The organism is Kineococcus anabasis, assembly GCF_054590795.1.
The window spans coordinates 195,061-215,645 of sequence record NZ_BAAIHU010000007.1 but is presented as its reverse complement, the minus strand read 5'-3'; the positions used below and the strand labels follow the sequence as shown (position 1 = coordinate 215,645).

At 75.4% G+C, this 20,585-nt stretch carries 21 protein-coding genes, 2 tRNA genes and 1 other RNA gene; 8 read left to right on the top strand and 16 right to left on the bottom strand.

Annotated features, from left to right (window positions below; genetic code table 11):
* Positions 1-91: 91 nt before the first annotated feature.
* Together ACYQBY_RS11810 and ACYQBY_RS11805 are read right to left on the bottom strand one after the other, a co-directional pair.
* Positions 92-1,642, bottom strand: a complete 1,551-nt coding sequence (locus ACYQBY_RS11810; protein ID WP_459644046.1) for an alanine/glycine:cation symporter family protein — start codon at positions 1,640-1,642, stop codon at positions 92-94.
* Positions 1,643-1,745: 103 nt separating this feature from the next.
* A complete protein-coding gene (locus ACYQBY_RS11805) occupies positions 1,746-3,383 on the bottom strand; it encodes an ABC-F family ATP-binding cassette domain-containing protein (protein WP_459644045.1) in 1,638 nt (545 codons plus the stop codon).
* Positions 3,384-3,455: 72 nt separating this feature from the next.
* Between ACYQBY_RS11805 and ACYQBY_RS11800 the strand changes: the two genes are divergently transcribed.
* Positions 3,456-4,229 (top strand): IclR family transcriptional regulator, encoded by a 774-nt coding sequence (locus ACYQBY_RS11800; RefSeq protein WP_459644044.1) that lies wholly within the window; start codon positions 3,456-3,458, stop codon positions 4,227-4,229.
* A gap of 10 nt (positions 4,230-4,239) precedes the next feature.
* Here the strand turns inward: ACYQBY_RS11800 and ACYQBY_RS11795 are convergent, their stop codons facing one another.
* From ACYQBY_RS11795 to ACYQBY_RS11780, 4 genes are read right to left on the bottom strand one after another with little or no spacing between them, the layout of a single operon-like run.
* Complete coding sequence (locus ACYQBY_RS11795; protein WP_459644043.1) at positions 4,240-5,019, bottom strand: SDR family oxidoreductase; 780 nt, start codon at positions 5,017-5,019, stop codon at positions 4,240-4,242.
* Positions 5,016-6,089: a zinc-dependent alcohol dehydrogenase gene (locus ACYQBY_RS11790; RefSeq protein WP_459644042.1), complete on the bottom strand. Its 1,074-nt coding sequence runs from the start codon at positions 6,087-6,089 to the stop codon at positions 5,016-5,018. Before ACYQBY_RS11790 ends, ACYQBY_RS11795 begins: the two co-directional genes overlap by 4 nt.
* Complete coding sequence (locus ACYQBY_RS11785; RefSeq protein WP_459644041.1) at positions 6,086-7,081, bottom strand: C-terminal binding protein; 996 nt, start codon at positions 7,079-7,081, stop codon at positions 6,086-6,088. The genes ACYQBY_RS11790 and ACYQBY_RS11785 overlap by 4 nt, the downstream gene beginning before the upstream one ends.
* Positions 7,082-7,137: 56 nt before the next feature.
* Positions 7,138-8,451, bottom strand: a complete 1,314-nt coding sequence (locus tag ACYQBY_RS11780) for an MFS transporter (protein ID WP_459644040.1) — start codon at positions 8,449-8,451, stop codon at positions 7,138-7,140.
* A gap of 144 nt (positions 8,452-8,595) precedes the next feature.
* Here ACYQBY_RS11780 and ACYQBY_RS11775 point away from each other — a divergent pair, with 144 nt between their 5' ends.
* Positions 8,596-9,438 (top strand): LysR family transcriptional regulator, encoded by an 843-nt coding sequence (locus ACYQBY_RS11775; RefSeq protein WP_459644389.1) that lies wholly within the window; start codon positions 8,596-8,598, stop codon positions 9,436-9,438.
* A gap of 12 nt (positions 9,439-9,450) precedes the next feature.
* Here ACYQBY_RS11775 and ACYQBY_RS11770 read toward each other — a convergent pair whose 3' ends face one another.
* The 7 genes from ACYQBY_RS11770 to ffs all read right to left on the bottom strand — a co-directional run bounded on the left by ACYQBY_RS11770 (position 9,451) and on the right by ffs (position 16,099).
* Positions 9,451-9,588, bottom strand: a complete 138-nt coding sequence (locus tag ACYQBY_RS11770; RefSeq protein WP_459644039.1) for a hypothetical protein — start codon at positions 9,586-9,588, stop codon at positions 9,451-9,453.
* A gap of 65 nt (positions 9,589-9,653) precedes the next feature.
* Entirely contained in the window at positions 9,654-10,781 is a 1,128-nt protein-coding gene (locus ACYQBY_RS11765) for an aspartate-semialdehyde dehydrogenase (RefSeq protein ID WP_459644038.1), read from the bottom strand.
* Positions 10,778-12,079, bottom strand: a complete 1,302-nt coding sequence (locus tag ACYQBY_RS11760; protein WP_459644037.1) for an aspartate kinase — start codon at positions 12,077-12,079, stop codon at positions 10,778-10,780. The genes ACYQBY_RS11765 and ACYQBY_RS11760 overlap by 4 nt, the downstream gene beginning before the upstream one ends.
* Positions 12,080-12,190: 111 nt before the next feature.
* On the bottom strand, positions 12,191-12,757 hold the full coding sequence (locus tag ACYQBY_RS11755) for a DUF5063 domain-containing protein (protein ID WP_459644036.1): 567 nt from the start codon (positions 12,755-12,757) through the stop codon (positions 12,191-12,193).
* The gene (gene recR, locus ACYQBY_RS11750) at positions 12,750-13,349 is read right to left on the bottom strand and encodes a recombination mediator RecR (RefSeq protein WP_459644035.1); all 600 of its coding nucleotides are present in this window, start codon (positions 13,347-13,349) and stop codon (positions 12,750-12,752) included. Before recR ends, ACYQBY_RS11755 begins: the two co-directional genes overlap by 8 nt.
* Before the next feature lie 84 nt (positions 13,350-13,433).
* Positions 13,434-15,938 (bottom strand): DNA polymerase III subunit gamma and tau, encoded by a 2,505-nt coding sequence (locus ACYQBY_RS11745; RefSeq protein WP_459644034.1) that lies wholly within the window; start codon positions 15,936-15,938, stop codon positions 13,434-13,436.
* 64 nt (positions 15,939-16,002) lie between these two features.
* An RNA gene (gene ffs, locus ACYQBY_RS11740) (signal recognition particle sRNA small type) lies at positions 16,003-16,099 on the bottom strand.
* 116 nt (positions 16,100-16,215) lie between these two features.
* On the opposite strand from ffs, the gene ACYQBY_RS11735 reads away from it, so the two are divergent.
* From ACYQBY_RS11735 to ACYQBY_RS11725, 3 genes are all read left to right on the top strand, one after another.
* A tRNA-Ser gene (locus ACYQBY_RS11735) sits at positions 16,216-16,300 on the top strand.
* A 159-nt stretch (positions 16,301-16,459) separates the two neighbouring features.
* A complete protein-coding gene (locus ACYQBY_RS11730; protein ID WP_459644033.1) occupies positions 16,460-16,759 on the top strand; it encodes a type II toxin-antitoxin system VapB family antitoxin in 300 nt (99 codons plus the stop codon).
* 70 nt (positions 16,760-16,829) lie between these two features.
* On the top strand, positions 16,830-17,528 hold the full coding sequence (locus ACYQBY_RS11725) for a LytR C-terminal domain-containing protein (RefSeq protein ID WP_459644032.1): 699 nt from the start codon (positions 16,830-16,832) through the stop codon (positions 17,526-17,528).
* 65 nt (positions 17,529-17,593) lie between these two features.
* Here the strand turns inward: ACYQBY_RS11725 and ACYQBY_RS11720 are convergent.
* The 3 genes from ACYQBY_RS11720 to ACYQBY_RS11710 form a co-directional block, all read right to left on the bottom strand.
* A tRNA-Ser gene (locus tag ACYQBY_RS11720) sits at positions 17,594-17,680 on the bottom strand.
* 51 nt (positions 17,681-17,731) lie between these two features.
* Positions 17,732-18,169, bottom strand: a complete 438-nt coding sequence (tadA, locus tag ACYQBY_RS11715; protein ID WP_459644031.1) for a tRNA adenosine(34) deaminase TadA — start codon at positions 18,167-18,169, stop codon at positions 17,732-17,734.
* Positions 18,170-18,204: 35 nt separating this feature from the next.
* The gene (locus ACYQBY_RS11710; protein WP_459644030.1) at positions 18,205-18,735 is read right to left on the bottom strand and encodes a tRNA adenosine deaminase-associated protein; all 531 of its coding nucleotides are present in this window, start codon (positions 18,733-18,735) and stop codon (positions 18,205-18,207) included.
* 102 nt (positions 18,736-18,837) lie between these two features.
* Between ACYQBY_RS11710 and upp the strand changes: the two genes are divergently transcribed.
* The 3 genes from upp (at position 18,838) to ACYQBY_RS11695 (ending at position 20,496) form a co-directional block, all read left to right on the top strand.
* Complete coding sequence (gene upp, locus ACYQBY_RS11705; RefSeq protein ID WP_459644029.1) at positions 18,838-19,473, top strand: uracil phosphoribosyltransferase; 636 nt, start codon at positions 18,838-18,840, stop codon at positions 19,471-19,473.
* Positions 19,474-19,648: 175 nt separating this feature from the next.
* Positions 19,649-19,819 carry a hypothetical protein gene (locus tag ACYQBY_RS11700; RefSeq protein ID WP_459644028.1) on the top strand — a complete coding sequence of 57 codons (171 nt, stop codon included), beginning with the start codon at positions 19,649-19,651 and terminating at the stop codon, positions 19,817-19,819.
* A gap of 8 nt (positions 19,820-19,827) precedes the next feature.
* Positions 19,828-20,496: a PH domain-containing protein gene (locus ACYQBY_RS11695; RefSeq protein ID WP_459644027.1), complete on the top strand. Its 669-nt coding sequence runs from the start codon at positions 19,828-19,830 to the stop codon at positions 20,494-20,496.
* The last annotated feature ends 89 nt before the right edge of the window (positions 20,497-20,585 follow it).

Genomic DNA, 20,585 nt, shown 5'->3' with positions numbered 1-20,585 from the left:
ACCCGCGGCGCCTCCGGTCGAACCGCTCGCGGCGTGTGGTGGAACTCCCCTGGGTGGGGACGTTCACACCGCACGCCGCGGGCGTGCCGGTTCAGACCATCGGGGCCCGGTCCTCCCTGGTGATGCGCCCGGCGCGGCGGTGTTCCCGGTACTCGCGCAGCTCCTGCTTCACGACGGGGGCCAGCAGGTACAGCCCGACGATGTTGACCAGGGCGCAGATGAAGAGCATCGCGTCGGCGAGGTCGAGCACCTGGCCGAAGGTCAGGACGGTGCCGATGACGGTGAAGAGCACGTAGACGACCTTGAAGGTCAGCTCGCTGCCGCGGGAGCGGCCGAACAGCGTCGTCCACGCCTTCTGCGAGTAGTAGCTCCAGGTGATGAGCGTGGAGAAGGCGAACAGGGCCACGGCGACCGCCAGGACGATCGGGAACCAGGAGACCACCGAGGCGAAGGCGTCGGAGGTGAGGACCACGCCGTCGGCGCTGGTGCTGCCGGTGCTCGCCACCTCGGCGCGCGCGTCCAGCCAGCTCTGCGGCTGCACGATGACGATGGTCAGCGCCGTCATGGTGCAGATGACGACGGTGTCGATGAACGGCTCCAGGAGGGCGACGAAGCCCTCGGTGACGGGGTGGCGGGTCTTCACCGCGGAGTGGGCCGTCGCGGCGGAGCCGATGCCCGCCTCGTTGGAGAAGGCTGCGCGCTGGAACCCGACGATGAGCGCGCCGACCGCGCCGCCCGCGACGCCCTGCGGGGAGAAGGCCTGCGTGACGATCGTCGCGACGGCCCCGGGGAGGGATGTGACGTGGGTGAGGATGACGACGAGGCACCCCGCGATGTAGATGATCGCCATGGCGGGGACGAGCCGCGCGGTCACCGCCCCGATGGACTTGATGCCGCCGATGATGACGGCGCCGACGAGGACGGCGAGGACGATGCCGAAGATCAGCGCGGCGGCATCGCTGCCGAGGGGGCCGTCGTCGCCGCCGGTGACGTTGCGCACCTGGGCGAAGGTCTGGTTGGCCTGGAACATGTTGCCGCCGGCGACGCCGAAGAAGAACAGGGCGACGGCGAAGATGCCGGTGAGGACCTTCCCGGCGGTGGTGCCGAGCCGCTTGAACGCCACCGGCAGGTACTTGAACGGGCCGCCGGTCACCGTCCCGTCCTCGTGGATCTCGCGGTACTTCACGCCGAGGGTGCACTCCACGAACTTCGTGCACATGCTGAGCAGGCCCGCGAGGATCATCCAGAACGTCGCGCCGGGGCCGCCGAGGGTCACGGCCACGGCCACGCCCGCGATGTTGCCGAGGCCGACCGTGCCCGACACGGCGCTGGTGAGGGCCTGGAAGTGGGGGACCTCGCCGGGGGCGTCCGCCTCGGAGTAGCGGCCTCGCGCGAGGTCGGTGCCGTGCTTGAAGCCGCGGACCTGGATGCCCCTGAAGTAGATCGTGAAGATGATGCCGGCCAGGATCAGCCAGCCCACGATGAGCGGGAACGTCGCCCCGCCGACGGTGACGGTGTAGAAGACGACGGAGCTGATCGCCGTCGCGACGGGCGCGAAGACGGAGTCGATGGCGTTCTCGACGTTGGCGAGGGCACCGCTGTCCGGTACGGCGGCGGTGGCGAGTGCAGCGGCTGTGGACATGCCCGGAAGGCAAGGCCCCGGAGGCGGTGTGGTCCAGCTCACACGGCGACCCGGCGGTGATCGTGACCGGAACGTGACGGGATACCGCTCCCCGCCCGTGCCCTCACACCTCCGTGACGCGCCCCGCCTCGACGTGCAGGCGCCTCGTCGTCGTCACCGCGTCCAGCATCCGCCGGTCGTGCGTCACCAGCAGCAGCGTCCCCGGGTAGGACGCCAGGGCCTCCTCGAGCTGCTCGATCGCGGGCAGGTCCAGGTGGTTCGTGGGCTCGTCCAGCACCAGCAGGTTCACCCCGCGCCCCTGCAGCAGCGCCAGCGCCGCGCGGGTCCGCTCGCCGGGGGACAGCTCCGCCGCGGGCCGGTGCACGTGCGCCGCGCCGAGGCCGAACTTCGCCAGCAGCGTCCGCACGTCGGCCGTCGGCATGTCGGGCACCGCGTCGGCGAACGCGCGCGCCAGCGGGTCGGGGCCGAGGAACAGCCCGCGCGCCTGGTCGACCTCCCCGACCACCACGCCCGGCCCGAGCGAGGCGTGCCCGGTGTCCGGTGCCAGCCGGCCGAGCAGCGTCGCCAGCAGCGTCGACTTGCCCGAGCCGTTCGGCCCGGTGACGGCCACCCGGTCGGCCCGGTCGACCTGGAGGTCCACGGGCCCCAGCGTGAAACCGCCCCGGCGCACCACGGCCTGCCGCAGCGTCGCCACGACCGCCCCCGCGCGGGGTGCGGCGGCGATGCTCATCTGCAGCTGCCACTCCTTGCGGGGTTCCTCCACGACGTCCAGCCGCTCGATGAGCCGCTCGGTCTGCCGAGCCTTGGCGGCCTGCTTCTCCGTGGCCTCCGTGCGGAACTTGCGGCCGATCTTGTCGTTGTCCTTGGCCTTGCGGCGGGCGTTCTTGACGCCCTTCTCCATCCAGGCGCGCTGGGACTGCGCGCGCGCCTGGAGCCCGGCGCGGGTGTCGGCGTACTCCTCGTACTCCTCGCGCGCGTGGCGGCGCTGCACCTCCCGCTCCTCCAGGTAGGCGTCGTAGCCGCCGCCGACGACCCGCACGAGCTGCTGGGCCAGGTCCAGCTCCACGACCCGGTCCACGGTCCGGGCGAGGAACTCCCGGTCGTGGCTGACGACGACGGTCCCGGGGCGCAGGCCCGTCACGAACCGCTCCAGCCGGGCCAGGCCGTCCAGGTCGAGGTCGTTGGTGGGCTCGTCGAGGAGGAACACGTCGAACCGGCTGAGCAGCAGCGCCGCCAGGCCCGCCCGCGCGGCCTGCCCGCCGGACAGCGCCGTCATCGGCAGCTCCAGCGACACCTCCAGCCCCAGGTCCGCGGCGACCTCCGCGGCGCGCTCCTCCAGGTCCGCCCCGCCCAGGGCCAGCCAGCGCTCCAGGGCCTCCGCGTAGGCGTCGTCCGCGCCGGGCGCGCCCGTGGCCAGCCCCTCCGCGGCGGTGTCCATCGCACCCTGCGCGGCCGTGACGCCGGTGCGGCGGGCCAGGTAGGCGGTGACGGACTCCCCGGCGCGGCGCTCCGGTTCCTGCGGCAGGTACCCCACGGCCGCGGTGGGCGGGCTGAGCGACACCGATCCCGACTGCGGGGTGTCGATCCCCGCGAGCAGCCGCAGCAGCGTCGACTTGCCGGCGCCGTTGGCCCCGACGAGCCCGACCACGTCCCCCGGTGCCACGACGAGGTCGAGGCCGGAGAACAGGGTGCGGTCCCCGTGTCCGGCGGCGAGGTCCTTGGCGACGAGGGTGGCGCTCACCCGCCCATCGTCGCAGGGCGGCGCGGGGGGTTCCCGCGGCCGGTGCCGCCGCGACCGTGGGACGATCGCGGCGTGGCAGGCAGCAGCCCCGGCGGGGCCCGCACCCTGGAGCGCGGTCTGGCGCTGCTGGACCACGTGGCCGCCGGGCACCGCCGCCTGGAGGAGATCGCCGCCGCCGCGGGGCTGAGCCGTTCCGCGGCCCACCGGATGCTCAGCTCCCTCGTGGCGGCGGGCTTCCTCAGCCAGGACCCCGAGCGCGGCTACCGGCTCGGCCTGAAGCTGCTGGAGCTGGGCGCGCGGGCGGAGCGGGCGATCGGCGTGCCCGAGGCGGTGCAGGCGGTGCTGGTCTCGATCGCCGACGCCACCCGCGACGCCACCCACCTCGGGGTGCTCGCCGGCCCGGACGTGCTGTACCTGGCCAAGGCCCGCGGCCACCGGGGCATCGAGATGGCCTCCCGGCCGGGGGTGCGGTTGCGGGCGCAGAACACCGCCATCGGCAAGGCGCTGCTCGCGGCGCTGCCGGACGGGGACGCCCTGCGCGCGTTCGACCCGGCGGCCGCGGCGACGGAGCGCTCGATCACCTCCCCGGAGCGGTTCCTCGCCGAGCTCGCCGCCGTGCGGGGGCGCGGGTTCGCCGTGGAGGTGGAGGAGAACCAGCTCGGCATCGGCTGCGTGGCGGTCGCGGTGCCGGACCTGGGCGGGTCGGTGGTCGCCGCCGCGTCCGTCGCCGCGCCGACGGTGCACCTGCCGCCGGGGCGGGTGGAGGAGCTGGCGCGGCTGCTGCACGAGCGGCGCGCGGAGCTGACGGCCCGGCTGCCGGCGGGTTTCGAGCGGTCCTGGGGCTGAGCCCCGCTGCTCAGCGGGCCAGCCACCCCCCGTCCACGGGCAGCACGACGCCGTGGACGTAGTCGGCCGCGTCGGAGCACAGGAACGTCACCGCACCCGCGAGGTCCTCGGGGCGGCCCCAGCGCCCGGCGGGGATCCGCACGCCGATCTGCTCGCTGCGGGCGGCGTCGGCGAGCAGCGCCTCGTTCATGTCGGTGTCCACGTACCCCGGCGCGACGGCGTTGACGTTGACCCCGCGACCGGCCCACTCGTTGCACAGCGCCTTGGTGAGCTGGGCGACCGCGCCCTTGGAGGCGGCGTAGGCGGGCACGCGCAGGCCTCCCTGGAAGCTCAGCAGGGACGCCATGTTGACGATCTTGCCGGAGCCGCGCTGCAGCATGGGCGCGCCGAAGAGCTGGCAGAGCTGGAACAGCGCCCGGGTGTTCACGGCCATCACCGCGTCGAAGTCGGCCAGCGGGAACTCCGTGCTGTCGTGGCGCACCTGGGTCCCGGCGTTGTTGACGAGGACGTGCACGGGGCCGTCCGCGAGGACCTGCTGCGCGGCCCGCGCCACGGAGGCCTCGTCGTGCAGGTCCACGGCCGCGGCGGCGGCCTCCACGCCGGCCGCGGCCGCGTCGGCGGCGAGCTCGGCGGGTACGGAGTCGTTGCGCTGCAGGCAGACCACGTGCGCGCCCGCGCTCACGAGGCCGCGCGCCACGGCCAGGCCGATGCCGCGGGAGGCGCCGGTGACCACGGCCCGCCGCCCGGCGAGGGAGAACGGGGAGGGGGTCGTGCTCACGGGGGTGCTCACGAGGCGCCCCGTGCCCGCGGCGCCTCGTCGGGGCTGACGAGGACCTTCAGCACCGCCCCCGCCGACATCGCCACCCCGAACGCCAGGTCGGTGTCCTCCAGCGCGAAGACCTCCACCGGGACCCGGTCCAGCCCCAGGACGCCGGACTCCAGCAGGTCCACGGCCCGCTCGACGTCGGCGCGCGTGTAGACCCGCACCCCGACGAGGGTGAGCTCCGCGAACCCCACCGCCTGCAGGTCCACCTCGACGGGGCGCTTGTAGACCCCGACGAGCACGACGGTGCCCTGCACGCGCGCCGCCCGCGGCAGCAGCGCCGCCACGGCGGGGTGCGCCGCGGAGTCGAACACCACGTCGGCGCCGTCCCCGCCGGTGGCGGCCAGGACGGAGGCCAGGGGGTCGGCGGGGTCGGCGACGGCGAAGCCCAGGGCGGTGGCCACGGCGCGCCGGGGCGCGGAGGGCTCGGCCACGAGGACCTGCGCGCCGGCGTGCCGGGCGACGAGGGCGGTGAGCACCCCGATGGGTCCGGCCCCGAACACCGCGACGCGCTCGCCGCCGCGCAGGCCGGCGCGGGCGACGGCGTGCACGGCCACCGCGAGCGGCTCGGCCAGGGCGGCCTCCCGGACCGGCACGTGCGGGCCGACCGGCACGAGGCGGTCGGCGGGCAGCGCCACGAGCTCGGCGAGGGAGCCGGGCGCGTCGATGCCGTACAGCCCGAGGTGCCGGCAGACGTGGGAGGAGCCGGACGTGCAGGGCCGGCAGGTCCCGCAGGTGATGAGCGGCTCGACGACGACGCGGGTGCCGGCGGCGGGACCACCGGGCGCTGCGGTCACCACCGTGCCGACGGTCTCGTGGCCCATCACCAGCGGCGCCGCGGCACGCGGGTGGGTGCCGTGCAGGATGGAGAAGTCGCTGCCGCACAGCCCGGTCAGCTCGGTGCGCACGAGCGCCCAGCCGTCGGGGACCTGCGGCACGGGCACCCGGCGGGCCTCCACCCGGTCCGGGCCCGTCCACACCGCGGCGCGCATCGTGCCCTCCGGTGCGCCGTCCCGGGGGGTGTCCACGGCGCTCACCGGGCCACCTCCTGCCGTGCGGCGCGGGGGGCGGCCAGGTCGGCGGCGTTGAGGACGTCGGGGCAGGGGCGGCCGAGCAGGACGTCGAGGGCGTTGGCGGCCGTGCGGCGCTTCAGCTCGGCCTCGGACTCCTCGCTGTACCAGGCCGCGTGCGGGGTCAGCACGACGCCGTCCAGCCCGAGCAGCTCGCTGTCCGGTGGCAGGGGCTCGGTCTCGAACACGTCGAGACCGGCCCCGGCGAGGTGCCCGGCGCGCAGGGCCGCCACGAGCGCGGCGGTGTCCACCACGCCGCCGCGGCAGGTGTTGACGAGCAGCGCGCCGGGCCGCAGGCGGGCCAGGAACGCGGCGTCGACGAGGTGGTGGGTACCCGGGGTGAGGGGGACGTGCAGGGAGAGCACGTCCGAGCGGGCCAGCAGCTCCTCCAGCGCCACGACGTCCACGCCGTCGGCGGTGACGGTGCCGGGGGTGTGCAGGGGGTCCGAGCCGAGCACCCCGAACCCGGCCCCGCGGGCCTTGCGCGCGGTCGCCGCCCCGATGCGGCCGAGGCCGAGGACGCCGAAGGTGCGGGTCGCCACGCGGTGCAGCGGCCGGGCGGGCTCGATCGTGCGCGCGCCGGCGCGGACGGCGCGGTCGAGGCGGGTGGTCCCGCGGGCCAGGTCGAGGGCCAGGGCCAGGGCGTGGTCGCTGACGTCCTCGGTGCCGTAGTCGGGGACGTTGCACACCGCGACCCCGCGCGCGCCGGCCGCGGGCACGTCCACGGTGTCGACGCCGACGCCGTAGCGGCTGACCACCCTCAGGCGGGGCAGGGCGTCGAGGACGGCGGCGGTGACGGGGGCGTACTGCACGAGGACGCCGTCGGCGTCCGCGGCCGCCTCCACCACGTCGGCCTCCGTGCGGCAGGCGGCGTGGACCAGCTCGACCCCGTCCGCCGCGGCCAGCTCCCGCTCGACGGCGAGGGACTCGTGGTCGAGGTCGGTGATGACGATCCGCACGTGATCCTCCGCAGCGTTTCCCGATAATCGGGATGGCATCCCGAATATCGGAGACGCTAGCGCCTCCGTCCACCAGGGGGAAGGTGGTCCACGACCTCGCCCCCCGCGCCGGCGCCCCCACGGCCGCCCCGCACCCGCCGCGCCAGCACCAGGGCCGTCGCACACGCCGCCAGCAGCGGCACCACACCGCAGAACGCCATCCCCACCCGGGGCCCGGCCGCCTCGGTGAGCCAGCCCACCAGCGGCGCGCCGATCGGGGTGCCGCCGATGAAGACCAGCAGGTACAGCCCCATCACCCGCCCCCGCAGCTCCGGCTCCACCCACAGCTGCACCGAGGAGTTCGCCATCGCCTGGAACGCGAGGTTCGCGAACCCCATCCCGGCCAGCACCACGAGGAACACCGGCACCCCCGGCACGAACGCCGCGCCCGCCTGCGCCGCACCGAACACCGCTCCCGCCAGGACCACCGTGCGCAGCCGCACCGTCGGGCGGCCCGCCGCGAACAGCGCACCGGCGATCGAGCCCAGCGCGAGGGCGATGTTGAACGCCCCGTACAGCGCCGGCCCACCGCCGAACTCGTCCCTCGCCATCGCCGTCAGCACCACGGGGAAGTTCAGCCCGAACGTGCCCACCACGGCCACCAGCGCCAGCGTCCACGCCACGTGCGGGCGGCCCGCGACGTACCGCAGCGCCGAGCGCAGCTGACCCGGTGCGCGGGACGCGACCGCCGCCGGTGTCAGCTCCCGCGGCCGGATCGCGGCGAGCGCCAGCAGCGGGCACAGGAAGCAGGCGGAGGTCGCGGCGAACGCCCAGCCCAGGCCCACCCCGCCGATGAGGGCCGCCGCCACCGCGGGTCCCACCAGCCGCGAGGCCTGGAACACCGCGGAGTTCATCGCGATCGCGGCGCGCAGGTGCTCGCGCGGCACGACCTCCCCGACGAACACCTGCCGGGTGGGGTTGTCCACGACGAACACCAGCCCCGAGGCGAACGTCAGCGCGTACACCAGGGACACCGAGATCCGGCCGGTCAGGGTGAGCGCCGCCAGCGCCGCGGTGAGCAGCACGTTGAGCGACTGCGTCACGGCCAGCGTGCGGCGCTTGGGCCAGCGGTCCGCGAGCATCCCGCCGTGCATGCCGAGCAGCAGCATCGGAAGGAACTGCAGCGCCATCACCACGCCCACGGCCGCGGCGCTGCCGGTGAGCTCCAGCACCAGCCAGTCCTGCGCGATCTGCAGCATCCAGAAACCGGCGTTCGCGACACCCTGCCCGGCGATCAGGACGCGGTAGTTGCGGGTGCGCAGCGCCGCGAACGTCGCCGACGGGGCGCGGGCCGCGGACCGTCCGCCCGTGCCCACCGTGGCACCGCCCACGAGCCGCCCTCCGCCGATCTGCGTCCCGTCCCGGTCGCGTCCACGGCGAGTCTTCCCCGCCGCGGCGCTATCGTGCGCGGTGATCTAGGAACTATCAGTGATGCCGTCACGTGATGGGAGTCCGGCACGTACGACACGAGCTGGCTGCGCAGCTTCCTGGCGGTCGCGCAGACCCGGAGCTTCACGCAGGCCGGCGCCCGCCTCGGCGTGCGCCAGTCCACGGTGAGCCAGCACGTCCGCAAGCTGGAGCGCGCCACCGGCCGGGTGCTGCTGGAGCGCGACACGCACGCGGTGTCCGTCACCCCCGACGGCGAGGCGATGATCGGTTTCGCGCGCGCCATCCTCGCCGCGCACGAGCGGGCCGCCGGCTACTTCTCCGGCGAGAGGCCGCAGGGCCGGCTGCGGATCGGGATGTCCGACGACCTCGCGCTGACCCGGCTGCCGCAGATCCTGCGGGACTTCCGCCAGGAGAACCCGCTCGTCGACCTGGACCTGACGGTCGACCAGAGCGGCACCCTGCACCGGCGCCTCGCCGGTGACCGCCTGGACCTGTTCATCGGCAAGCGGCCGGTCGGGGAGGGCTCCGGGCAGCTCGTCCGCCGGGAGCGGCTGGTGTGGGTGGGGACCGCCGCCACCCGGCTGGACCCGGTGCGGCCCGTCCCGCTCGTGGTGTACCCCGCGCCGAGCATCAGCCGCCAGGCGATGCAGGAGGCCCTGGAGCGGGCGGACACCCCTTACCGCAGCGCATGCCTGTGCCGGGGCGTCAACGGGCTCATCGCCGCCGTGGTCGCCGGGATCGGCGTCTCCGCGATGGCCGCCGCCCTCGTGCCCCCGCAGCTCACCCCGCTGGGCCCGCAGCACCGCCTGCCGGAGCTGGGGCACATGGACCTGGTGCTGCTGACGAACCCGCGCACGGCGGAGCGGCCCGCCTCCCGCGCGCTGGCCGCGGCGGTGCTGGCCAGCGGCGTGGCGGGGTTGCAGCGCTGAGGAACGCGCCGGTCAGCCCTGTGCGGGCGTCCCCTCGTCCTCCTCCGGCTCGAACGTGCTGGGCTCGCCGGTGGCGCCGATCCCCACGCCCGTCTCCGGGTTCGGGATGCCGTGCTGCTCCTGGTCCTTCGCGTCCTCACGTCCGGTCATGGCCCCAGCCTGCTCCCCGCGCCGGGCGGGCACCACCGGAGACGGCCGCGGGACCGGGTGCGCTCTCAGGCCGTGAGCTCCCGCGCGATGAGCTCCGCGATCTGCGCGGTGTTCAGCGCCGCGCCCTTGCGGAGGTTGTCGCCGCAGACGAACAGGTCGAGGGTGTTGGGGAAGTCCAGCGCCTGCCGCAGCCGGCCCACGACCGTGGGGTCACCGCCGACCGTGGCCGCCGGGGTGGGGAACACCCCCGCCGCGGCGTCGTCGCGCACGTCGACGCTGGGCGCGGCCTCCAGGGCGGCGCGCGCCTCCTCCACCGTGATCTCCTCGGCGAAGGTGGCGTGCACGGCCAGGGAGTGGGTGGTCTGCACGGGAACCCGCACGCAGGTGGCGGAAACCTTCAGGTCCGGGATCCCGAGGATCTTGCGGGACTCGTTGCGGACCTTCAGCTCCTCGCTGGTCCAGCCGCCGTCCTTCACCGAGCCGGCGACCGGCACGACGTTGAGCGCCAGGGGAGCGGGGAACGGGGAGGGCCCGTCGCCCAGCTTCGCCGCGACGGCCTCCGCGACGTCCCCGGCGCGCGAGCCCAGGGTGCGGTTCCCCGCGACGACCTCCAGCTCGTCGTACAGGCGGTCCACGCCGGGCTGACCCGCGCCGGAGGCCGCCTGGTAGGAGGCGACGACCAGTTCGGTGAGGCGCCAGCGGGCGTGCAGCGCGCCGAGCGCGTCCATCATCGTCAGGGTCGTGCAGTTGGGGTTCGAGATGATCCCCTTGGGGCGGACGCGGGCGGCGTCGCCGTTCACCTCCGGCACGACGAGCGGCACATCGGGGTCCATGCGGAACGCCCCGGAGTTGTCCACGGCGACCGCGCCGCGCTCGACGGCGATCGGCGCCCACTGCGCGGACACCTCGTCGGGCACGTCGAACATGGCGACGTCCACGCCGTCGAAGACCTCGGGGGTGAGGGCCTGCACGACGACGTCCTCGCCGCGCACGCGCAGCACCTTGCCGGCGGAGCGCGCCGAGGCGACGAGGCGGATCTCGCCCCAGACGTCCTCGCGCTCGGTGAGGATGCCGAGCATCACGGAGCCGACGGCGCCGGTGGCGCCGACGACCGCGAGGGTGGGCCTGCCGCCGCGGGCCTGCGCGCCGCTGGGGTCCCGTTCGTCCGCGGGGTTGCTGTCGTTGGTGCTCATCGCCCGGTACCTCCGTAGACCGTCGCTTCGCTCTCGCCGTCCAGCTCGAAGGCCGTGTGGACGGCGCGCACGGCGTCGTCCAGCTCCTCGGCCCGCGTCACGACGGAGATGCGGATCTCCGACGTGCTGATCATCTCCATGTTGATCCTGCGCTCGCCCAGCGCCTTGAAGAACCTCGCCGACACCCCCGGGTGCGAGCGCATCCCGACGCCGACGAGCGAGAGCTTGCCGATCTGGTCGTCGTACTCCAGGCGCTCAAAGCCGATGTCGCCCTTCACCCGGTCCAGGGCGGCGACGGCGGTGGTGCCCTCGGCCTTGGGCAGGGTGAAGGAGACGTCCGTGCGGCCGGTCGCGGCCACCGAGACGTTCTGCACGATCATGTCGATGTTCACCTCGGCCGCGGCGACGGCCTCGAAGATCTGCGCGGCCGTGCCGGGGGTGTCGGGCACGCCGACCACGGTGATCTTCGCTTCGCTCCGGTCGTGCGCGACGCCCGAGATGATCGGCTGCTCCACGGTGCCCTCCTGGCTGGACTGCGGGTTCGAGGTCAGGATCGAGGGGACGGGCCCGTCGGTCACCCAGGTGCCCTCGTGGTGGCTGAAGGACGACCGCACGTGGATCGGCAGGTCGAAGTTCCTGGCGTACTCGACGCAGCGCAGCATGAGGATCTTCGCGCCGTTCGCCGCCATCTCCAGCATCTCCTCGCTGGAGATGCGGTCGATCTTGCGGGCGGTCGGGACGATGCGCGGGTCGGCGGTGTAGACGCCGTCGACGTCGGTGTAGATCTCGCACACGTCGGCCTTGAGGGCGGCGGCGAGCGCCACGGCCGTGGTGTCGGAACCGCCGCGCCCGAGGGTGGTGATGTCCTTGGTGTCCTGGCTGACGCCCTGGAACCCGGCGACGATCGCGATGGCGCCCTCGTCGAGCGCGGTCCGGATGCGGCCCGGGGTCACGTCGATGATGCGGGCCCTGCCGTGGGCGGAGTCGGTGATGACGCCCGCCTGGCTGCCGGTGAAGGAGCGCGCCTGGAGCCCGAGGTTGCTGATCGCCATGGCGAGCACGGCCATGGAGATGCGCTCGCCGGAGGTGAGCAGCATGTCCAGCTCGCGCGCCGGCGGCATGGGGGAGACCTTCTTGGCGAGGTCGATGAGGTCGTCGGTGGTGTCGCCCATCGCGGAGACCACCACGACCACGTCGTGGCCGGCGCGCCGGGTGTCGGCGATCCGCCGGGCGACGCGCTTGATGCCGTCGGCGTCCGCGACCGAGGAACCGCCGTACTTCTGAACCACGAGAGCCACGGGAGGCGATCCTACCGAGCGCCCACGGCAACTCCGACCAATTTTCGGGGTGGACGAGTCCGAACGAGACAAGACAGGAAAATTTCCTGTATCAACCCGGTTCTGCGGAGGTCAGTGCGCGTGCAGAGCGTCGAACTCGGCACCCGCGGCGACATCGGGGTCCACGTCCAGGCGCAGGTGGCCCAGCAGCGACTGCAGGGTGCGCAACGCGGAGGACGCCCGCGGGCCCCAGCTCGAGAGGTAGGAGAACTGCCACCACCACAGCGCCTCCTCCACCCGGCCCGCCTGGTGGTGGCGCAACCCGTGCACGAGGTCCGCCGCGACGCTGGCGAGGTCGTCCGACAGCGAGCCCGGCACCAGCCGCGCGTCCGTCAGCGGGTCGACGACGTCCGCGTACTCGTCGAGGCCGTCCAGGACGTTCGCCAGCCCGGTGCGGACGGGGTCGATGTCCGGGTCCGGCCCGGAGTCCGGCTCGAAGCGATCCACCGGCACGATGTCGCCGATCGCCCCCAGCCGCGCACCCGTCAGCAGCACCTGGCTCACGGCCAGCAGCAGCACCGAGATCGCGGTGTCGTTCATGCGGCCCGTCGCGACCTCCGTCACGGCGTCCAGGTACCCCTGGGCCTCCAGCGCGGTCGTGCCCGCGACGGCCAGCGTTTCCAGGTCCTGCTCAGGCATCGAGAGTCCTCCGGCCGGCGAATGCTCTTCCGAGCGTAACCTCGTCGGCGTACTCCAGGTCGCCGCCCACCGGCAGGCCCGAGGCCAGCCGTGTGACCCGCAGGCCCATCGGGCGCAGCAGCCGCGACAGGTACGTCGCCGTCGCCTCGCCCTCCAGGTTGGGGTCCGTGGCGATGATGATCTCGGTGACCTCGCCGTCCGTGAGGCGCCCCAGCAGCTCCCGCATGCGCAGGTCGTCCGGGCCGACGCCCTCCATCGGGCTGATCGCGCCGCCGAGCACGTGGTAGCGGCCCCGGAACTCCCGGGTGCGCTCGATGGCGACGATGTCCTTGGGTTCCTCCACCACGCAGACCACCGTCGTGTCGCGCCTGGGGTCGCGGCACACCCGGCACAGCGCCTCCTCCGCGACGTTGCCGCAGACCTCGCAGAAGCGGACCCGCGACTTCACCTCGGTCAGCACCTGCGCCAGCCGCCGCACGTCCGCGGGATCGGCCTGCAGGACGTGGAAGGCGATGCGCTGCGCGCTCTTGGGGCCGACCCCGGGGAGCCGGCCCAGCTCGTCGATGAGGTCCTGGACCACTCCCTCGTACACGTGTGCAGCTTAGGTGCTGGTGCCGACAGCGCCCGCCGGAGCGCACCGGCCGCGACGGGTGCGGGGCGGGACCGCGCGGCGGCCTCAGCCGTCGCTGGAGATCACCCGGCCGCCGAGGAGCTGCTCCACCACGGCGGCACCCATCAGCGGGGAGTCCGCCGCGTCGGCGTCGGCGTCGTCGCGGCTCGGCTCGTCGTCCTCAGGGCGGGGTGCCCGCGCCGTCCGCCCGGCCGGCGCGGGCTGCGCCGCGGGGGCGGACGCGGGCGGCCCGGCCGGGGGCACCGGCTGCGGTCCGCCGGCGGGCGCCGGCCGCGGCTCCGCGGTGGGCGCCGGCCGGGACCGCGGGGGCTGTGCCCCGGGGGCGCGTGCCGGCGTCGGCCAGGCGCCCGGCGCCGGCTGCGGTGCGGGCGCCGGGGTGGTGCGCACGGGTTCGCGCCCCGAGGCGCCGGGGTCGTCGCCGCGGGCGCGTCGCGGCGCGCTCAGCTGCTCCTCCCCGGGGTCCTCGACGGGCTCGTCCGGCCACGGCACGTCGTCGTCGGGCCCGGCCAGCACGGGCACCGGCTCCACGGGGCGCCCCGCCGCCCCGGCGGGACCGGCGCCCCCCGGGTGCGCCGCCGCCGGGACCTGCGCGGCCGGACCGGTGGGCGTGCCGCCCGCGGGTGCCTGCGGCGCGGAGGCCGTGGGTGCCTGCTCGCGCGCGGACGGGGAGGGGCGCGGTGCCCCCCGCTCGGGCCGGCCGCCGCGCGCCGGTGCGCGCACGGCGGGGCCGGGGACGGGCGCGCCGTCGGCGGCGACCGCGTCCACCCGGCAGTCGATCCCCGCCGCGTCCAGCAGGGCCTCGCGGACGAACTCCGGGTGGTTGCCGCGCGCGAACGCCGCGGCCCGGCCCGCCGTCGTGAACTGCAGGGTCAGCACGCCGTCGCGGCAGGCGACGACCGTGGCCTCCTCCGAGACGAGCGTCCACGTCACGCGCTTGAGCCGGGAGAGCCGGGCCAGCACGTCCGTCCACAGCCGCCGGACGACCTCCACGTCGCCGCCGGGGGAGCCGGCGGCGGCCGCGCCGGGGTGCGCACCACCGGGCGGGGGGGCCGGCGTCCGGGCCGGGGCCTGCACGGGTCCGGGGGCCGCCGGGTGCGGGGGGGCCGGTGCCTGCGGCGGGGGCCCACCGGGAACCCGCGCCTGCGGCCAGGCCCCGGCCCGCTCCGGCGCGGGAGCGGCCTGCTCCGGGACGGGGCGCTCCGGCGCGGTCGCGGCCTCCTCCACCACCGCGGCGGCCGCCGGGGCGGGCGCGAGCGGCTCGGCGGGTGCGGCGGCAGGGGCCGGCCCGGGTGGGCGGACGGGCGCCGGGGCGTCCACCGCGGTGGGGGGTGCGAGCGGCTCGGCGGGTGCCGGGGCGCGCGGGGGCACCAGGGCGGGGGTCGCGGCGACGGCGCCCGCGGCGAGGCGGCGCTCCAGCCGGTCCACGCGGCTGCCCAGTCCCTCCGCGCCGTCCGCGCCCGGCAGCAGCAGGCGGGCGCACAGCAGCTCCAGCTGCAGGCGCGGGGAGGTCGCCCCCGTCATCTCCGCCAGGCCCGCGTTCACGACGTCCGCGGCGCGGGACAGCTCCGAGCGCCCGAAGTGCGCCGCCTGGCCGCGCAGCCGGTCCATCTGGTCCTCCGGCACCCCCAGGACCGCGCCGGCCTCCTCCGGGACGGCGGCGGTGATGACGAGGTCGCGCAGGCGCTGCAGGAGGTCGTCGGCGAAGCGGCGCGGCTCCTGCCCGGAGTCCACCACCCGCTCCACGACGCGGAACACCGTCGCGGCGTCGTCGGCGGCCAGCGCCTCCACGACGTCGTCCAGGAGCGAGGCGTGCGTGTAGCCGAGCAGCGACACCGCCCGGTCGTACGTCAGGCCCTCCTCGCCGGCGCCGGCGATGAGCTGGTCCAGCACGGACAGGGAGTCCCGGACCGAGCCCGCGCCCGCGCGCACGACCAGCGGCAGGACGCCCTTGCCGACGGGCACCTCCTCGCGGGTGCACAGCTCCTCCAGGTACGCGGAGAGCTGCGACGGGGGCACGAGCCGGAAGGGGTAGTGGTGCGTGCGGGAGCGGATCGTGGTGAGGACCTTCTCCGGGTCCGTCGTGGCGAAGACGAACTTCACGTGCGGCGGCGGCTCCTCGACGAGCTTGAGCAGGGCGTTGAAGCCCTGCGGGCTCACCATGTGCGCCTCGTCGATGATGTAGACCTTGAAGCGGTCGCGCGCCGGCGCGAAGGACGCGCGCTCGCGCAGGTCCCGGGCGTCGTCCACGCCGCCGTGGCTGGCGGCGTCGATCTCCACGACGTCGATGCTGCCGGGGCCGCCGCGGGCGAGGTCCCGGCACGAGTCGCACACCCCGCACGGCGTCGCGGTCGGCCCCCCGGCGCAGTTCAGGCAGCGCGCCAGGATGCGTGCGCTGGTCGTCTTGCCGCAGCCGCGCGGGCCCGAGAAGAGGTAGGCGTGGGTGATCCGGCCCTTGCCCAGCGCCGCGGTCAGGGGCCCCGTCACGTGCTCCTGACCGATGACCTCGGCGAAGGACTCCGGGCGGTAGCGGCGGTACAGGGCGGTGGACACCCGCAGAGGCTAGCCCGGCGACCCGACACCCGGAACGCTCACGGGCGGGGTCGTGCGCAGGGGTGTGAGGGACTCCCCGCGCACCTACCAGAGCCTCCCTACCCTTGCTGCCTTCCGGCCCTGGGGGGGTTCAGCAGGATGGCACCACGCGGGGAGCCGCGCCCACTGTAGACCGCCCCCGCCGCCCGCGGCCAACCGCCCGCTGCCCGGCGCCCGCCCGCGAGCCGGGGCGGGACCGGCGCGCAAACGGCACCCGGAACGGGGTAGGCTCCTCCACGGAGGATTCGCCTAGTGGCCTATGGCGCACGCTTGGAAAGCGTGTTGGGTTAACGCCCTCAGGGGTTCAAATCCCCTATCCTCCGCCCCGAGGGGCCCGCACCGGATCCGGTGCGGGCCCCTTCTCGTGCGCCCCGCGGGTCCCCCGGCGGCCGGCCGCGCCCGGCGGCCCGCACCGACCGACACGGGTGAACCTTTCGTGGAGCAGGCCTGTGCGCGCCCGCCCCGCTCCTACACTGCGCAGGGTGATCTTCAAGGCCGTCGGCGACGGGCGCCCCTACCCCGACCACGGGTACGTGCGTCCCGGTCAGTGGGCGGACATCGCGCCCCGGCAGGTGCGTCTCGACGAGCTCGTGACGACCAAGCGCACCCTCGACCTCGACGCGCTGCTCGCCGACGACTCCACCTTCTTCGGCGACCTGTTCGCCCACGTCGTGCAGTGGCGCGGCGAGCTGTACCTGGAGGACGGCCTGCACCGGGCGCTGCGCTCGGCGCTGCACCAGCGGCACGTGCTCCACGCGCGCGTGCTGGTCCTGCCGGACTGAGCGGGCACCACCGGGTGCCGGGGGACACCGGCCGCAGCGCTGCGGCCGGTGGGATGGAGGCGAGGGGAACGTGCAGAACAGCAGGGGCGGTGCCGGGCCCGGGGCGGACGGCGAACCGGACGAGCGGACCCAGGAGCAACCGGTCCGGGACGGGCAGGAGGGCCCGGACGACGCGTGGGACGACGACTCCTGGGACCCGCAGGGCCACGACGACGGCTGGGAGGAGCAGCAGGAGCTCCAGCGCCGTGCGCGGCTGCGCCGGGTCCGGCGCCAGCGCGCCGTGTTCGCGCTCGTGGTCCTCGCCGTCTTCGCGCTCGGCGCCGCCGCGGCGCTGGTCGCCACCGGCCGCTGGAGCCCGTTCGGGGAGCAGGCGCAGGCGCGCCCGACGTGCACCACCCCCGCCGCGCCGGCCCCCGCCGCGCCCGCGGACGTGCGGGTGGAGGTGCTGAACTCCACGGACCGGCGCGGCCTGGCCGCCACCGTGGCGGAGGAGCTGCGCGGGCGCGGGTTCACCGTGACCCGGGTGGGCAACAGCGACGGCGGACCGGTGCCGGAGCCCGCGGCCGTGCGCCACGCGCCCGCCGCCGCGCCCGCCGCCCGCGCGGTCGCCGCGCGCCTGGGTGGTGCGGTGCTCGTGGAGGACCCGGCGGCCGTGGACGTCGTGCTGGTCCTGGGCGAGGGTTACCAGCAGCTCGCCCCCGAGGACGCCCTCGCGCCGCTGCCGCCACCGCCCGCACCCGCCTGCGCGGCACCGCGTCCGGCGGCCTGAACCGCACCCCGGCCCCGGACGGACAGGAGCCCCGCACCGGACGGTGCGGGGCTCCTGTCCCACGGCGGTGGCGGTGGGATTTGAACCCACGGAGGAGTTGCCCCCTCACACGCTTTCGAGGCGTGCTCCTTAGGCCGCTCGGACACGCCACCGCGGGAAACGATACACGGAGCTCCACCCCGCCGGTCCGGCCACCGCCCGCGTCAGCCGCGGTGCCCGCCGAAGAAGTCGCGCAGCAGCACGGCGCACTCCTCGCCCAGCACGTCCCCCACCACCTCCACGCGGTGGTTCAGGCGCCGGTCCCGGACCACGTCGCGCAGGGAACCGGCGGCACCGGCCGCGGGGTCCCACGCCCCGAACACGAGCCGGTCGGCCCGCGAGAGGACCAGCGCCCCGGCGCACATCGTGCACGGTTCCAGGGTGACGACCAGGGTGCAGCCGGACAGCCGCCACTGCCCGCGCCGCGCGCCCGCCGCGCGCAGGGCGAGGACCTCCGCGTGTGCGGTGGGGTCGGCGTCGGCCTCCCGGGCGTTGCGCCCGGTGCCGAGGACGGTGCCGGTCGCGTCCTCCACGACGACGGCGCCCACGGGGACGTCGCCGCCCGCCGCGCAGCCGCGCGCCTGCTCGATCGCCAGGCGCATCCACCCCTCGTACCGGGCGGGGACCGCCAGGCCCCTCAGCGCAGCGACTCCATCACCTCGGCGCAGCCGAGCAGTTCGCCGACCTCCACGAGGGCGGCCGCGGGGTCGTCGCCGCGCTCGGCGAGCTCGAGGAGCTGCGCCGCCGGGCAGCCGAGGTCGGCCAGCAGCGCGGGATCGCCCGCCCAGGCGGGGGTGCCGTCCGGAACCGCGGCGGCCGGTCGCGACCCCCCGTCCTCGTCGTCCCCGTCCTCCTCGTCCTGCACCGCCGGGACGGCCGGCACGACGAGGTCCGCGTCGAGGGCGTCCTCGGAGAACAGGGGCGCGTACACGCCGGAACCGGCTGCGGGGGCGTCGGAGACGAAGAACCGCACCTCGCCCCCCGCGTCGGCGCGGACGAGGCCGAACCACTCGTCCTCGCTCTCGACGACCGCCAGGACGGGCCGGTCCCCGACGGCCGCGCCGCGCAGGACGTCGGCGAGCTCGTCCAGCGAACCCGTCGCGACGTCGACGTCGCGGGCGCGCCACCCGGAGGAGTCGGAGGCCAGGACGGCGGTGAAGTACGGCACGGGTCCATCGTGGCACCTGCCCGCGGCGCGGTGCAGGAAGGGCGCGGGGAACCCGTGAGGGTGTCGCCGCGGGAGCGGCGGGGCACGGAGTAGGTTCCGCCCATGCGCCTGCACGTCGTCGACCACCCCCTCGTCGCGCACAAGCTGACGGTCCTGCGGGACGAGCGGACGGACTCGCCGACGTTCCGGCGCCTGGCCGACGAGCTCGTGACGCTGCTCGCCTACGAGGCGACGCGGGAGGTCCGCACCGAGCCGTGGCCCATCCGCACGCCGGTCCAGGCCACCACGGGCGTGCGGCTGAGCGCGCCGAAGCCGCTGGTGGTGCCGATCCTGCGCGCGGGGCTGGGGATGCTCGACGGGATGGTGCGGCTGCTGCCGACGGCGGAGGTCGGGTTCCTCGGGATGATCCGCGACGAGGAGACCCTGCAGGCCACGACGTACGCGACGCGGCTGCCGGAGGACCTCTCCGGCCGGCAGTGCTTCGCGCTGGACCCGATGCTGGCCACCGGGGGAACCCTCGTGGCCGCGATCGGCTACCTCCTGCAGCGCGGTGCCGTGGACGTGACCGCGCTGTGCCTGCTGGCCGCGCCGGAGGGGGTGGAGGTGGTGCGCCGGGCGTTCGAGGGTGAAGCGCGCGTGACCATCGTGACGGCGGCCGTCGACGAGCGGCTGAACGAGAACGGCTACATCGTCCCCGGGCTCGGCGACGCGGGCGACCGTCTCTACGGCGTCGTGTGAGCGGGCCGGGCCGTCCCGCCACGCACGTCACGATCTGAAACCGCCGGGTACTCGGCGTGACGACGAAGATCGGGCATGCTGGCCTGGTGTGCCTGCGCACGCACGCCGGGCGACCGGGTGCCGGGGGCGCGCTGTGGTGCCACGACCAGGACCGTCACTCGGGGAGGCAAGAAGGATGAAGATCAACTGGCGCAAGATCGCATGGTGGTTCCTGATCATCTTCGTGATCTACGCGGTCTACAAGTCGCCGGACCAGGCCGCGGGCGTGGTGCGCAACCTGGGCGACTGGATCGGCACGGCCGTGCGCAGCATCGGCAGCTTCTTCGACGGCGTCCTGCAGGGCTGAGAGGTCCCGTGACGGCGCACAAGGCACCCGAACCCTGGTCCGGCGGGGCACCGGGGGAGGGCTCCGGCGGGGGCGGGGACGACGGGCTCGTCGACCCCGCCGTGGGCAGGTCCGACGTCCTGCCCGTCCCCGGCGTGCCCGAGCCGCTGAGCAGGTACCTGCTGCCCACCGAGCGGCTCGTGGTGGCCGTGCGCAGGCACCCCGCCCAGCTCATCGAGCCCGTGGCCAGCGTCGTCGCCGGCTTCGCGCTGCTGCTCGTGGCGGACTCGGTGCTGCCGGCGGCCCTGCCCTACGTGCGCGACGTGCTGTTCGTGGCGTGGTTCGTGCTCCTGGGCAGGACGGTGTGGCGGTTCCTGGAGTGGCGCGCGGACTGGTTCATCGCCACCGACCGCCGGGTCCTGCTGCGCTACGGCGTGGTGCAGCGCAAGGTCGCCATGATGCCCGTCAGCAAGGTGACCGACATGAGCTACAACCAGTCCCTGCTGGGACGGCTGCTGCACTACGGCGAGTTCGTGATGGAGTCCGCCGGGCAGGACCAGGCCCTGCGGGTGGTGAAGTGGCTGCCCGTGCCGGACCGGCTGTACCTGAGCATCTGCGCCGAGATCTTCGGTTCCGGGAGCATGCCGCCCGTGCTGCCCGTCCCGGGTCGCAAGCGGGCCCGGCGCGTGCAGCGCTGAACCCGCCGCGCGCGGGCAGCCGAACCGCTCGCGCGCGGCGGGTGGACGCAGGGAGGGGCGCCGGTCCGACGAGGACCGGCGCCCCTCCC

Excerpts from the sequence above, each read along its gene's own strand:
- ACYQBY_RS11810 (WP_459644046.1), bottom strand. The coding sequence starts at position 1,642 with ATGTCCACAGCCGCTGCACTCGCCACCGCCGCCGTACCGGACAGCGGT.
- ACYQBY_RS11770 (WP_459644039.1), bottom strand. The coding sequence starts at position 9,588 with ATGACCGGACGTGAGGACGCGAAGGACCAGGAGCAGCACGGCATCCCG.
- ACYQBY_RS11765 (WP_459644038.1), bottom strand. The coding sequence starts at position 10,781 with ATGAGCACCAACGACAGCAACCCCGCGGACGAACGGGACCCCAGCGGC.
- ACYQBY_RS11755 (WP_459644036.1), bottom strand. The coding sequence starts at position 12,757 with ATGCCTGAGCAGGACCTGGAAACGCTGGCCGTCGCGGGCACGACCGCG.
- tadA (WP_459644031.1), bottom strand. The coding sequence starts at position 18,169 with ATGCGCCTGGCGATCGAGCAGGCGCGCGGCTGCGCGGCGGGCGGCGAC.
- upp (WP_459644029.1), top strand. The coding sequence starts at position 18,838 with ATGCGCCTGCACGTCGTCGACCACCCCCTCGTCGCGCACAAGCTGACG.
- ACYQBY_RS11700 (WP_459644028.1), top strand. The coding sequence starts at position 19,649 with ATGAAGATCAACTGGCGCAAGATCGCATGGTGGTTCCTGATCATCTTC.